Here is a 12,751-nt window from a genome sequence, read left to right on the forward strand (position 1 = left end):
GCAGGTTTGAGCGATGAGGCTTCCAGAAGGAAGAGAATCATAGTCATCCTCATAGTCGTTATAGTGGTATATGCGTCTATTTACCTTTACATCCGCATTCAGCAGGACAGGATTTACAATGTGGATATCACAGTGAAACCAGGTAGTCTCGTCGTAAAGCAGGGAGAGGAGCTACCGTTCTACATAAATTCCAATGGTGCCGGTGTACCATTCGATGTTAACGCATACACGTACCTGAGCGGCCTTAGGCTTGATTACCTTGGCCTGAATGACAGTGGAAGTGCCAGTGGCTCTCAGTGCTTTGCCCTTGTCAAATTCAACCTGAGCGGCTCCGACCCTGATGTTACGGCATACTGGAACGGTACAATTGTGTACCTGACGAACAGTGGCCCGAGGTATTACCTGGCGCCGGCAGGATACTATCTCATCGGCCAGATAGTGGAGAGCTCCCCAGACACTCGTGGTAATGTGTTCATGAACTTCACAGTACCGCATGAGACGATTTTCGTATCAGGCCTGTACCTGAACTATTACCTCAACCTGACAAACGACACGCTTGGGCTCACGCTCACCCCCATTGGCACTAATTCTTCGGGAAACTTCAGCGCCACGATAGTTTCAGATAACAATGGAACAGCTTCAGCCACCAATGTAGGAATAGGGGTTCTGAGCAAGACATACATAAAGTTCGAGTACATCATGCAATCACCGGAGGACTCAATCAAAGTGATGGTTCGCATTGGCCATGGAACTCTATACACGGCCATTGGAAATTACGGTGGTCCCATTGCCCAGGATTAGTGTGGAAAACCTGACAAAGACATACGGGCATTTCCGAAGGTTCAATGCCCTTTCTGGCTGCTCCCTGACAATAGACACTCCTGGCTTGTACTCCGTTGTGGGCCCCAACGGAGCTGGCAAGACGACTCTGCTGAAGATAATTGCAGGCCTGATAAGGCCGACGGGAGGCAGCGTGACGGTCCAGGGGAGCACATTCTACGTTCCGGAAAACGCGGCATTCTATGACAACCTAACGGCTCTCGAGCACTTTCAGCTCATCGAAGACTCCTTGGGATCCCATAGCACCTCAATGAAGCCAGAGGATGTCCTGGACCTCATGGGCCTTCCGCGCGAAAGGAAGGTCTCAGGATACTCAAAGGGGATGAAGCGCAGGCTCGACATAGGCATGTCACTGGTCGCAGATCGGGACATAATGCTACTCGACGAGCCCTTTGAGGGCCTTGACCCCTCCTTTTCCGAGGCCCTCTCAGCGGACCTTAAGAGGCTGAACGATGGGTCCCGGATCATAATACTGAGCAGCCACGACCTGGCAAGGGTGGAGGACCTCTCTGACGTGATCATCTTCCTCAAGAGGGGCTCCATAGTGACTACGGTGGAAAGGGGAAAGGCGGACAGGGTCACTATAAAGGTACCTGGTGGCCCTAATGTCGAAGATTTCCTGGGAAGCCTGGGGGTTCAATATGAAGTGCGCGGGGATGGGATCATCGTGACTGCCGGAAGGGAAAGGTCGCAGGACCTTCTGAGGCAGCTCATTGCAAAGGGAATAGAGGTGGAGGAGATGAAGTCCCCAAGCCTGCTTGAGACGTACCGCAGGATAATGGAGGGAGAGCGGTAATGTACATGATGGCAGTTCTTGCGCACCTACGGAAGGACCTCAGGATCAGCATCAGGTCTAACATGTATATAGCCATTATATCACTTTGGAGCTTTGTATCCCTGGTGATGGCCCTGTACATCATTGATAGCAGCAGGCACCTCACCTTCTCAGACCTCGTGGCATACCGTTTCATTGATAACCTGATGGATATGTCAGTTTTCCTCTTTCTGATTCCGGCCATCCTCATTCCCGTTGAACAGGAATCAGGGATGATCGATGTATACAGGGGGGTGCACCTCCCGTTCAGTGTCATCTTCACATCGAAGCTGGTATCCTGCCTGGTGTATTTCCTGACCCTTGTTCTATCCTCCATTGCTATGTTTTCGATTGCCTACGCCGTTTCCAGGGCCTCAACAGTGACTCTGGCAGTGTTCGGAAGGGGGGTCCTGGCCTTACTGACTGCCATCCCCCTCCTGATATTCATCTTCCTTCCAGCCTTTGGCTACATATCGGCTCTCTCATATGCCTCCTCCAGGAGGTGGGTACCGATACTCTTCTCAGCGCTTATGTTCTTTATGCTGTTGTTTGCCGTCAAGAATATCGACCTGTTCTATGAGGGATACGACTCCATCGGCAACTCCGCTATGTTTCACGTCCCCACCTTCTATTATCCCTTGCTCGTATCGTTCCCGGCATCATCCATCGGCATCCTGGCGGAGGCTTACGGCCTACCGACCGTTAACGAGAAAGACCTTGGGCAGACAACGGTAATAGCAACACCATTCTTTCATGCCTTCCTGGGCGAGAGCGGCTATGCCCTCTGGATACTCGCCTTCTTCATAATTTTCATATCTGTGAGTTACCTGGTGGGGAGGTTGAAGTATCAGTATGGATAGGCGCGCCATAGCTGTGGCCATAGCGGTTGTGGTGGTTATCGCTCTGTTCGTTTACTTCCACGGTGGTAGGCCTGCACACTCCAGCGAGACCATTGGAAAAAACCCCACAAGCACTCTCACAATTGTGGCAGACTTCAACATCACCGTGCCCGATTTCAACTACACTTTTTCCCTGCAAGAGAATGCCTCCGAGATCTTCCTGAGTGCCTACTCCAACGGTACCATGGGCACCATCAAGGTCTTCAGCCCCCAGGGATACCAGGATATCACTGTGGAGGTGGGACCTGGGAACGATTCTTCCTACGAAGATGCTGCATTTTCCGATCCCCCTTACGTGAACCTCACAGCGGGAACATGGCGTTTAGTGGCTTCCCTGAGCGAGGTGAAGTCGGTACATGTCGTGATCTATGCAGCCTTTCTATGAAAATTCCCTGCATTCAAGTATCACCGATGTCCTCACATCACCGGTCGTGAAAGGGAGGATCTAATGGCAGACGCCAGAAAAGTACATCCTCTTGTCATGCTGCTGCCACTGTGGTTATTGTTCAGACAATGGTACTTAGCTCACTGTGGCAGTAGGGTCGAGACAGGGTTTGCCACAGGGTTATCACGCGTAGGGTCCTAAACATTGCCCAAGCCTGTGATGCCAATTCTGGTACATCTCCACCATCCTTTCCAAGCATCAATGGAGCCCATCATGGATCTTAAATCAAGCCGTCAGTTCAATTCAGCTGCCATTATCTGGAAGATCTTTACGGCACAGTCTTTCGATGGTACTAAATTTCTGTTCTTGATCCACATCCCTGAACTCATTGTCCGTTGGTTCCATTATTTTAGTTAGGCTTACCGGTCTTCTTATGGTTCTTGGCATTCTTAGTGTTTCAGTATTGAAGGGGCGCCCTACCTCATGCTGTATATGACCTTATGGTATCTGGAGCACCGCTTATCACCGAACTATTGAATTCTTCTCAGTGTATCTCTATTTGGTGCTGAGAGAGACATCCCTGAGAGCTGCTTCCTACGTCCACTTCCTTTCCGTCACGGACATGTATCTGGGGTTCGGAAATCTTGTATGCACCTTTTGTGAATAGTGGCTTGAAAACCTGTCCCTGGGTATATCCACCCCGATGCTAGGTAGCCAATCTGCTATTAATAGAGGGGCTTCTTCAACCCACCTCGGATCGATCGGGACGACATCTGCGCATGCCAGGTGATACCCATTCGTAACACCCACTGAGCCTTTCTTCCGCTCTCCCAGGGGATGCCTTTATCTCCTCCCTTTAACATGCTTCCCATGAATACGCTGACTGTCGTTCGTACCACCTCAGATACATTTTCTTTAGACTGCCCATCAATCATTGACTCTCCCTGTCCGCTCGAGGTGTATTCTTGCACTTTTCTGGGATTTTCAAGGCCCCTCCCATGGTCACCTACCACAGGATCCTTTACACTATGGGGCTCGCACACCTCTAACGTCTTGGTGAAGGACGAAACTAAAGGAGAACATCGCCCTTCAGGGGTGGGAGGAGGTCAGTTAATTCAGAGTTGCTGTTCAATGCTGCCTAACGGGGTTTCCTGGACCTGGGAACATGTGCATCCTTACCTCCCACTTGGTCAATTACTTTAGTTCTATCTTTGGTGCGCACCCTGTGCCGCAATACAACCAAGTAGCTGAGACCAAACACCCATACAAATATCTCAATTCCTATATACCTTAACAGGTAATGACCATAATCCAGTGGTGAAAGCCAAACACTAGTTCCTACCGTGGTCATGTAGAAGCCAAGCGTCCGGACGAGAGTTGTGTTTGCGGAATGGTAAAGTGTGTCTAGGAAATCCGAATTTCCAGAGGCCTGCATGATTACGAGGACGTTTGAGTTTCCGGTTGAGGCGTACTGGTACTCATTGGGAGATCTTAAGGACCCTCCCGTTAGGTATGAACGTGGAACCCCAGAAATATTGAAATTGTAAATTGAGACTGAAACGGGTGAGATCGTTCCTATCTCCCTCGAATATCTTAACAAGGTGGAATTGTTTCCGGAGTAACCTATTGAAAATGAAAACCGGCTAGGGCCAATCACAGATCCAATGAGGCCACCCGGAAGCGGTACAATGGACCCTCTCTCAAGCGAATCGTTGTTCAGAATGGTCCTTACGAATCCGTTTGAAAGTGGATACGTTTCAACAGTATGTTGAACGTACCTAACTATGCCAGGAACAAACATCTGGTCAACGATTTGGACATTCACCTCTTTTCCCTGAATTTTCAGATAAAGTATGCCGGTGGAACTCATTGGAACTGTTGTATTGGAGATGTTAGAGTTGAGAACTTCAGCAGACGGACAGCTGAATTGATAAAGATAAAAAGCACCATCACTGTATGGATCGGAAGTCATTCCAGCTCTTTCTTAAAGTTCATTGGCAAGAGGAGCCGTGGACAGGACTACCGTCAATATAGCTAAAAGAGTCAAAAACAGAAATGAAAATCTCCTGAACCTCATGGGGCACCTAGTCCTTAACTACTTCTGTAACCTGCTTTATTAGTTCCTGCCAGTCCACAACCACATTTCCATTATGCCACATCTCTCCATATACTTGTCCATTTGAATATAATTCCATTGGAATTTGCGCATGTGATTCCCAGTACATGTCAATGAAATACTGCGTTTGGAAAGTCAGACAAATCTGGAGAACTTGTGAACTTACAGTTACACCATTCACGGTTATGTTAGCCCACGAAACCTCAGTCGGCGTTATCTTGTATACTGTATCTGGAATGACCACAAACGGGTTCTGAGCTACGGTAAAGTCCCAAGTCCCTCCTATAAGTTCCTGAAGGTTGGTGTTAGCTGTCGTAGCCTCTGCCGTTACTGTCCATGTAGAGCTGGGGGTGAAGTAATAATGATTCCCGATTTGATAGTATCCATAATTAGCGCTCATTTGAAGCCATCCGCCGCCGGCGAAATAGCCAACGAAAGGAATGTTATCTCCCCAACTCTAAATGTACTTCATGCTGTGACCCACAGAAGATACTGAGCCACCACCGCCTGGACCAGGCGCTATCATTATTGGTTGAAATCCTGTGGCCACTGAAACATCGTTTGTCAATGGCGCATTGTTGGCATGCGTAACTTTATCGCCAATCATTTTATTTAGACCAAGCATGACAACGGAGGCCAGACTTACCAAAAAAAGCACTGAACAGTAAATCGCCTACTTCCACATTGTCATTATTTTTCTTAATATTCCGCAATCTCATCATTAATCGAAAGTTATACTCATATATCATATATAAATATTAAGTCTGATTTGGGTTATTGCAGGAATCGCAGTTAGGATATCATTTCAAACCGGGCTTAATTCATCTGTCGATCAAATTGACATTTATCTCCCAGTGTGGACTTAGAATGTCACAGCTCTCTAAAATTTTCAGACAAATGCTGAGGATTGTCAGGCTGACTATGTTGTTGCATATATATCAGGCGCAGTTGCCTGCAGACCAATGTCAAGGCCCAAGTCTGGAGGTGGGAAAGGGGAGAGGACGAGCTGCTAAAACATGGGGCGCCATATCTATTGCAGGTTAACTCATTCTTTAGAGAACGATGATTTCCATCACCTTCTAGACCTGCTCCCTGTTGTTATCTTTGGTGCCATTATACTGCTGTAAGTAATTGGCTTTAACCTACCTGTGGTATCTAACTCCCTTTACTGACCTAATGGGGTGTCGGTGGGGCCGTAACGTTTCTGTTTGGGATCAGGGCCATCAATCAACCCGTCTTTCTCTCTATAGGATCATACTGATAGTACTGATAGCAGTTTGTCGCCACGAATTTTCCTCAGGAAATAGATTATTCTTACTCTCACTGTGGATTCCAGTAACTACATCACAAACCGTCTGGTACTCTCGGATACTTTAGCTAAGCCAGACAAAGTGTTTGCCATCTACTCCCTGGCCGACCGAAGAAGCATTCTTGTATTCTCCAAGGCATCTCTTCGATCTCTCCAGGTTCAGCAAAAATCGCCTACGCGAACTGCAAAGCGGATCGTTAACACGGCATTAAATACCACATCAGTTGTTATTGAAATGGCATCATGGGTGCCTGAGAAATACCTCCATATATAATGTTAGAAACTCTAAAGGGGGCCGAGGAAGCAGGAGAAGCCGCCGACGGGGTTCGGACCCGCGACCTCGTGCTTACCAAGCACGCGCTCTACCAGGCTGAGCTACGACGGCACCTGATTCACCACCGTAAGGTGTTTGAAGTATTTATTTGTTAGAGTCACCGGTGGCCAATACCACCTGCATTTCCTGCACCTCAAACCCCTCTGGCCACAGTGAAGGTATGGCCAGAAATCCTTGCACACCATGTCCCACGGGCACACCTTAACAGGCCCAGCCTGAAAAACTCCTGGCACTTTCCTCAGAAACTGCAACACAGGCCCAGTGGCAGGAACGTGCCTTCGGAGCACCCCGCTCACTTTGCCGATCTGTTGCTCCGCTGACATGGAAATCGCTTTATCCCCGATAGAAGATGTAAGGGCAATGATCCCCGCCAGCGAGCAGGATACGGAACTTGACCCGAAAGTCGTGATGGAGACCTGGGATAGGTTCTTCCTGAAGTACGGCTACAGGGATCAGATATCGAAGATAGGAAGCGAATATCCCGACACTAAGACGCTCTACGTTTCCTACAGGCACATCTCCGAGTTCGATTCAAACTTCTCGTCCCTCATCCTGGAGTACCCTGAGGTGGTGCTCTCTCTCGGTGAGCAGCTCATCAGGGAAGAGTACATTTCGCCCGGCAAGAAGGTGAAGAACAGGAGGTTCAACATAAGGCTGACCGAGATAAACCTGAGGGAGACGCTCCACGAGATCAGGGACCTCAGGGCCTCGCACGTCGGGAAGCTGGTCAGCGTCACGGGCATAGTGAGGAAGAACACTGAGGTTATGCCCAGGCTCTACTACGCCTCGTTCCAGTGCTCGAACTGTGGCCATGTCATGAGGATAAGGCAGGAGAGGGGCAGGCTGGAGGAACCACAGGTGTGTGAGGGCTGTGGCGAGGACAGGCACAAGGTCAGGTTCAGGCTTGACCTGAGCGATTCGGAGTTCGTGGACAGCCAGAAGATCGAGATCCAGGAGAACCCGGAGACACTAGAGGGTGGAGCACAGCCGCAGAGGATCACGATCATCCTCGAGGACGACATAACGGGAAAGATCTTTCCGGGCGACAGGGTCACCGTGGACGGTATCCTGAAGGCGGAGCAGAAGAGGGCGGGGAACACCCTGCTCACGGAATTCTACACCTACATCTACGCCATCAACTACAGGAAAGAGAGCAAGGAAGTGGAGGACATCCACATAACAGAAGAGGACGAGCAGAAGATAAAGGAGATGGCAAGGGACCCGAACATAATAGAGAAGCTTGCGAAGTCCATCGCCCCGACGATCTATGGCCTCGAGATGGTGAAGACATGCCTTGTCCTCCAGATGTTCGGTGGGGTGAGGAAGACCATGAAGGACGGTACCACCATGAGGGGTGACATACACATCCTGATGGTGGGTGACCCGGGGACAGCAAAGTCCCAGCTCCTCAAGTACATGACAGAGATCTCGCCGAGGAGCGTCTTTGCCTTCGGGAGGGGGTCCAGCGCAGCTGGCCTCACCGCAGCCGCTGTCAGGGACGAGTTCGGTGAAGGGAGGTGGACCCTGGAGGCAGGTGCGCTCGTCCTGGCCGACAACGGCTTTGCCGCAATAGACGAACTGGACAAGATGGATGAGAAGGACACGGCAGCCATGCACGAGGCCATGGAACAGCAGACCGTGACCATTTCCAAGGCGGGTATAATGGCGACCCTGAAGTCGAGGTGCAGTATCCTTGGCGCTGCGAACCCGAAGTTCGGCAGGTACGACCCGAACAGGACAATTGTAGATCAGATAAACTTCCCCCCGCCCCTCCTCTCGAGGTTCGACGTGATCTTCAAGATCATAGACAGGCCGGACAGGAACACGGACGAGAAGCTGGCTGACCATGTCCTGAGGGCCCACAGGGTGGGAGAGATATACAGGAGCCTGGAGCAGTCAGAGCAGATCGATATGGAGATACCGGAGGAGGAGGGTTTCAAGCCGCCATTCGACAAGGAGATGATCAGGAAGTACGTTGCCTATGCGAAATCGCACATAGTCCCGAGGCTTTCAGACGAGGCAATAGAGCTACTGAGGGAAGAATATGTCAAAACGAGGACGCAGGCCGCTGATTCGATACCCATAACTGCCAGGCAGCTCGAATCAACAATAAGGCTTGCGGAGGCGGCTGCCAAGGCCAGGCTCTCGCCCATAGTAACTGCGCAGGACGCCATGCTGGCGAAGAAGATCGTTGACTTTTACCTCCGGGACGTCTCGGCAAGCAACGGCCAGGTGGACATCGACATATTGCTTAGCGGAACGACGAGCAGGCAGAGGAACGAACTTGAGATGGTCTACGATGCAATAAAGGAGATCAAGTCCCAGAAGAGGGTTGTCGAGGTGGAGGACGTAGTGGCACTCTGCGTATCCAGGGGGATGCAGAGGGAGAAGGTGGAGCAGTCCATTATAAAACTTAAGAACATGGGCCAGATATATGAACCGTCCTACAACAGGCTCGATGTGATAGGTAGAGGCTGATGCCAAACAGGATAACGATGAAGATGAGGCATGTCCACGGTGAGGTGCTCCTTGCAGCTGCGGACTCCGAGCTGGTCGGGAAGGAGTTCAGGGAGGGCAGGCTGCACATCAGGGTAGACCCGAACTTCTACGGAGAGATCAAGGTCTCGGAGGAGATGTTCATAACGTCGCTTGGAATGTGCACAATAGCCAACCTAGTTGGAAAGAGGGTGGTCGGCATAGCCATAGAGAAGGAGTTCGTTGACCCTGAAAACGTGATCTATATCGATGGCATACCGCACGCGCAGTACGCGAAAATGGAAGAATGAAGCGATGGACACTGCTGGCAAGAGGGAACAGGTCAGGAAGGTATTCGAATCGATTTCATCGAAGTACGACCTGATTGATACATTGATAAGCTTTGCACAGGACCAGAGGTGGAGGAGGAAGGCTGTATCCCTCCTTGGCATAGGAGGGAACGAAAGGGTCGTGGACTGCGGCGCCGGCACAGGAAAGGTGACAAGGATGATCAGGGAGGCCTGCCCCGGTTGCCAGGTCTACGCTGTGGACATAACCGAGGGCATGCTATCCAGGGCCAACATACCCGGTGTGAGGTTCATCCTGGCGCCCGCGGAGAATATACCCATAGAGGACAGCTCCATTGATGCAGTGATATCAGCATTCCTCACCAGGAATTTGGAGAGCCTGGAAGGCTATTTCTCTGAGGCGTTCAGGATCCTGAGGCCCGGAGGGCGGTTCGTTAATCTGGACATATTCAACCCCACTGATGGGGCTATGAGGATCCTCTTCCCGCCTTACTTCTACCGCATCGTGCCCGCCATAGGCGACTTGCTCACATCATCCTCTTCCTATTCTTACCTGGCCAGGAGCGTGAGGGGATTCAGGCGGCCGGAAGAGATCGCTGGCATGATATCCTCAGCGGGTTTCAGGAAAGTCGAAACTGTGAGGCTGGCCATGGGCACGGTCTGGATCCACAGGGCCTTCAAGTGAGCACTCCTTTTATACGTTGTCGGAGTACCGAAACCATGTCCGTCAGGACAGTATCCAGGCAGGAACTCTGGGACTTGATGAAGTCCGGCAATGTTGTAGTGGTAAACGTCCTGTCCAGGGTGTCTTACGAGGACATGCACATACCGGGGAGCATATCGATTCCTTTCGACGAACTTGAGAACGGCGGCTGGAGGAAGCTGGACAAATCGAAGCTCATAATCACATACTGCCATAACAGCAACTGTGGCGCATCAAAGCGAGCAGCCGAGCTCATTGCGAGCCATGGCTACAAAGTGGCAGCATATGAGGGCGGGATAAAGGAGTGGTATGAGTCGGGCATGCCTGTGGAGGGGAGGCTTGCAGGAAATAGTAACGCAGAAAGGAACTGAGGGAAACTATGTCATATTAGGAGTTGTATTAATTAATATCTTTTTCCCTAGGGAATGGACACGCCACTTGGGCTGTGCGAAGGATGTGGAGCTTGCTATATCAAAAACCTCATTTCTTGGGAGTTTCACTGGTTCCATTGCCATCCCGGTTAAGCAGGCTTCGGCATGAAGTGCTCGTACCCCTGCTGCGTGATCCTCCTCCACGAACCGTTCTCGAATATAATGTTGTCACCGTCCCACGTCTCTCCTATGAACGTTACGCTAATGCCCTCGTCCTCCATGGCCTGGGCGAACTCCCTGTACCTGGCCTGTGGGACTGTGAAGAGGAGCTCATACTCCCCACCGAAGTTGCAGGCGATCTCTGTCCTTGTGAGTCCTGATATGAAGGACGCCTTATCCACGTGCTTGCCGGCAGGTATGTCGTCCCCAACTATCTTGAAGCCAATCCCATAGTCGTGCTTCACCTGCGCGATTGATGAGAACAGCCCGTCTGAGAGGTCCATCATGAACTGCGCCCCGTGCTCGGCGATCTTCAGCGCCTCCTTCACCCTGGGCTCTGCAGAGAAGAGCAGTTTCAGCCCGAGGCTCCTGGAATAGCCGTGCTTGTAGAAGATGTAACCGGAGGCTTGTTCCCCAAGGGTGTTGGTGACGGCCACAAGCTGCCCCTTCCTTATCCTTGACCTCAGCGTCGTCAGGGACTTCCTCTGCCTGCCTATGATGGTGCCAGAGAAGACGTTGCTCTGGCCCTGCTTTAGGTCACCGCCGAGCAGTTCCGTGTGGAAGCGCCTGAGCTGCCTGGACATGGATTCCTCGAACCTCTCCAGGTAGTCCATGTCAACGTCTTCCCTCAGGGTGTAGGCTGTGACGAAGTAGAGCGGAATGCCGGCCATTGCCGCTATGTCACTCAGGTTCACGGTTGCAAAGAACCTGCCCGCCATTTCTGGAGTCGTCCCGTCTGGAAAGTGGCCAGACTCGTTGAGGCTATCGGTGGAGATGAGGAGGTAATCCCTCCCGGCCGGCACAACGGCACAGTCATCCTTGCTCTGCCCCTTCACGTACCTGGAGAATATCCTGTCTATGATGCCCCTTTCCCCCAGAGATGAAAGTGCCACCATAGAATCACAACCAGACTGAGGACCTGGCCACCCTGCTTGATAGGAGCCTGAAGTCCACCTGCTCCAGCTGGCTTGCCTCCATCCTTATCTCCCTCCAGTACTTCTCCGGGCACCTCTCCATGTACCGTTCCAGGGCGCTGAAGTCCTGTTCGAGGGAACACCTGTATATCAGCGAAAGAAGTTCCCTACTGTCCTCGTCGTTGTGTGCCCCCCTCTCCTTGTTCCCAGCCGTGGGGTACGAGATCACCTGCGTACCGGACTTACGGGTGGAAAGGAGCACCCTGGCGACGCTCCATAGCCTTGGCGGCCTGTACAGCCCACGGGAATAAAGGAACTCCACGAACGTGTTCCTCTGGATGTTCATGGGGTTCACTGATACGTCGTTGCTGTAGGGTGCCGCATCCTGCACGGACTTTATGCAGTCCTGCACTGCCGATTCCTCGTCCATCATGGGAGGCTTCAGGAGCAGGTAGGTTCTGACCTCAAGGCCCAGGGACCTTGCCCTAAGGGCTGCGTCCACGAACTTCCTGAAGCTTGATCCCTTGTTCACAGATCTCCTTATAACCTCATCGCTGGAGCTTTCAAGGCCTATGGCCACCCTTGTGGGCACCCCTGAGGAGATTATCTCACGGAGGTTCTCCTCCCTTATGTATTCTGTCCTGGACTCCACTAGCAGTTTGTCCAGTTTGGCCGCAACGGTATCAACGAAGTACTGCCTCACTGGGGGAGGCACTTCCATGGGGTCAAGGAAGGAGCCGGATGTGAATACCTTGAGGACGCTCACACCACCCAGGGAATTGGCTAGGTAGTCTACCTGCCGCATCAGGTCTTCTTCGGTCACAGTGGGCGATGTGTCGTTGAAGTAACCACACATCGAGCATGACGAGAACCTGTACCAGGAGCAGCCCCTGGTCCTGAATATCACAACCGCTGTGTCCTCCGGAAAGCCCCTGAGCCTGTCCTTCTCCCTCCATATGGACACCGGCCTCTGGTTGTCCCTGTTCCTGTGGCCTTCAGGCATCAGGGATTTTATGAACGCAGCGTAGTCTCTCTCAACCACAGTACGGTGAGTTAACCTGCCC

General features: G+C 51.5%; 12 protein-coding genes and 1 tRNA gene. 8 read left to right on the forward strand and 5 right to left on the reverse strand.

Features of this window, described 5'->3' with window-relative positions; genetic code table 11:
* The first annotated feature begins 6 nt into the window (after positions 1-6).
* Genes IEW66_RS05025 through IEW66_RS05040 form a run of 4 tightly spaced genes read left to right on the forward strand, consistent with a single transcriptional unit; the run spans position 7 to position 2,938 of the window.
* Positions 7-801: a hypothetical protein gene (locus tag IEW66_RS05025; protein ID WP_188680833.1), complete on the forward strand. Its 795-nt coding sequence runs from the start codon at positions 7-9 to the stop codon at positions 799-801.
* Positions 788-1,636 (forward strand): ABC transporter ATP-binding protein, encoded by an 849-nt coding sequence (locus IEW66_RS05030; protein ID WP_188680835.1) that lies wholly within the window; start codon positions 788-790, stop codon positions 1,634-1,636. Before IEW66_RS05025 ends, IEW66_RS05030 begins: the two co-directional genes overlap by 14 nt.
* Positions 1,636-2,514 carry a hypothetical protein gene (locus IEW66_RS05035; RefSeq protein ID WP_188680837.1) on the forward strand — a complete coding sequence of 293 codons (879 nt, stop codon included), beginning with the start codon at positions 1,636-1,638 and terminating at the stop codon, positions 2,512-2,514. Before IEW66_RS05030 ends, IEW66_RS05035 begins: the two co-directional genes overlap by 1 nt.
* Complete coding sequence (locus IEW66_RS05040; protein WP_188680840.1) at positions 2,507-2,938, forward strand: hypothetical protein; 432 nt, start codon at positions 2,507-2,509, stop codon at positions 2,936-2,938. The genes IEW66_RS05035 and IEW66_RS05040 overlap by 8 nt, the downstream gene beginning before the upstream one ends.
* Before the next feature lie 1,138 nt (positions 2,939-4,076).
* Here the strand turns inward: IEW66_RS05040 and IEW66_RS05045 are convergent.
* From IEW66_RS05045 to IEW66_RS05055, 3 genes are all read right to left on the reverse strand, one after another.
* On the reverse strand, positions 4,077-4,910 hold the full coding sequence (locus IEW66_RS05045) for a hypothetical protein (RefSeq protein ID WP_188680842.1): 834 nt from the start codon (positions 4,908-4,910) through the stop codon (positions 4,077-4,079).
* Positions 4,911-5,022: 112 nt separating this feature from the next.
* The gene (locus IEW66_RS05050) at positions 5,023-5,454 is read right to left on the reverse strand and encodes a hypothetical protein (protein WP_188680844.1); all 432 of its coding nucleotides are present in this window, start codon (positions 5,452-5,454) and stop codon (positions 5,023-5,025) included.
* Between the two features lie 1,220 nt (positions 5,455-6,674).
* A tRNA-Thr gene (locus IEW66_RS05055) sits at positions 6,675-6,748 on the reverse strand.
* 309 nt (positions 6,749-7,057) lie between these two features.
* Between IEW66_RS05055 and IEW66_RS05060 the strand changes: the two genes are divergently transcribed.
* Genes IEW66_RS05060 through IEW66_RS05075 form a run of 4 tightly spaced genes read left to right on the forward strand, consistent with a single transcriptional unit; the run spans position 7,058 to position 10,554 of the window.
* Positions 7,058-9,175 carry a minichromosome maintenance protein MCM gene (locus IEW66_RS05060; protein ID WP_229657495.1) on the forward strand — a complete coding sequence of 706 codons (2,118 nt, stop codon included), beginning with the start codon at positions 7,058-7,060 and terminating at the stop codon, positions 9,173-9,175.
* On the forward strand, positions 9,175-9,483 hold the full coding sequence (locus IEW66_RS05065) for a DUF424 domain-containing protein (protein ID WP_075056449.1): 309 nt from the start codon (positions 9,175-9,177) through the stop codon (positions 9,481-9,483). The genes IEW66_RS05060 and IEW66_RS05065 overlap by 1 nt, the downstream gene beginning before the upstream one ends.
* A gap of 4 nt (positions 9,484-9,487) precedes the next feature.
* The gene (locus IEW66_RS05070) at positions 9,488-10,165 is read left to right on the forward strand and encodes a class I SAM-dependent methyltransferase (RefSeq protein ID WP_188680846.1); all 678 of its coding nucleotides are present in this window, start codon (positions 9,488-9,490) and stop codon (positions 10,163-10,165) included.
* 35 nt (positions 10,166-10,200) lie between these two features.
* On the forward strand, positions 10,201-10,554 hold the full coding sequence (locus IEW66_RS05075; RefSeq protein WP_188680848.1) for a rhodanese-like domain-containing protein: 354 nt from the start codon (positions 10,201-10,203) through the stop codon (positions 10,552-10,554).
* Positions 10,555-10,703: 149 nt separating this feature from the next.
* Here IEW66_RS05075 and IEW66_RS05080 read toward each other — a convergent pair whose 3' ends face one another.
* Positions 10,704-11,669 (reverse strand): thiamine-phosphate kinase, encoded by a 966-nt coding sequence (locus tag IEW66_RS05080; RefSeq protein WP_188680850.1) that lies wholly within the window; start codon positions 11,667-11,669, stop codon positions 10,704-10,706.
* Positions 11,670-11,673: 4 nt separating this feature from the next.
* The gene (locus IEW66_RS05085) at positions 11,674-12,729 is read right to left on the reverse strand and encodes an archaeosine biosynthesis radical SAM protein RaSEA (protein WP_188680852.1); all 1,056 of its coding nucleotides are present in this window, start codon (positions 12,727-12,729) and stop codon (positions 11,674-11,676) included.
* Positions 12,730-12,751 lie beyond the last annotated feature (22 nt).

This window comes from Thermogymnomonas acidicola (genome assembly GCF_014646795.1).
Taxonomy (GTDB): Archaea; Thermoplasmatota; Thermoplasmata; order Thermoplasmatales; family Thermoplasmataceae; genus Thermogymnomonas; species Thermogymnomonas acidicola.

Coding starts and splice junctions, on each gene's coding strand:
- IEW66_RS05040 (WP_188680840.1), top strand. CDS start 2,507: ATGGATAGGCGCGCCATAGCTGTGGCCATAGCGGTTGTGGTGGTTATC.
- IEW66_RS05060 (WP_229657495.1), top strand. CDS start 7,058: ATGATCCCCGCCAGCGAGCAGGATACGGAACTTGACCCGAAAGTCGTG.
- IEW66_RS05075 (WP_188680848.1), top strand. CDS start 10,201: ATGTCCGTCAGGACAGTATCCAGGCAGGAACTCTGGGACTTGATGAAG.
- IEW66_RS05070 (WP_188680846.1), top strand. CDS start 9,488: ATGGACACTGCTGGCAAGAGGGAACAGGTCAGGAAGGTATTCGAATCG.
- IEW66_RS05065 (WP_075056449.1), top strand. CDS start 9,175: ATGCCAAACAGGATAACGATGAAGATGAGGCATGTCCACGGTGAGGTG.
- IEW66_RS05050 (WP_188680844.1), bottom strand. CDS start 5,454: ATGAGCGCTAATTATGGATACTATCAAATCGGGAATCATTATTACTTC.
- IEW66_RS05080 (WP_188680850.1), bottom strand. CDS start 11,669: ATGGTGGCACTTTCATCTCTGGGGGAAAGGGGCATCATAGACAGGATA.
- IEW66_RS05035 (WP_188680837.1), top strand. CDS start 1,636: ATGTACATGATGGCAGTTCTTGCGCACCTACGGAAGGACCTCAGGATC.
- IEW66_RS05045 (WP_188680842.1), bottom strand. CDS start 4,910: ATGACTTCCGATCCATACAGTGATGGTGCTTTTTATCTTTATCAATTC.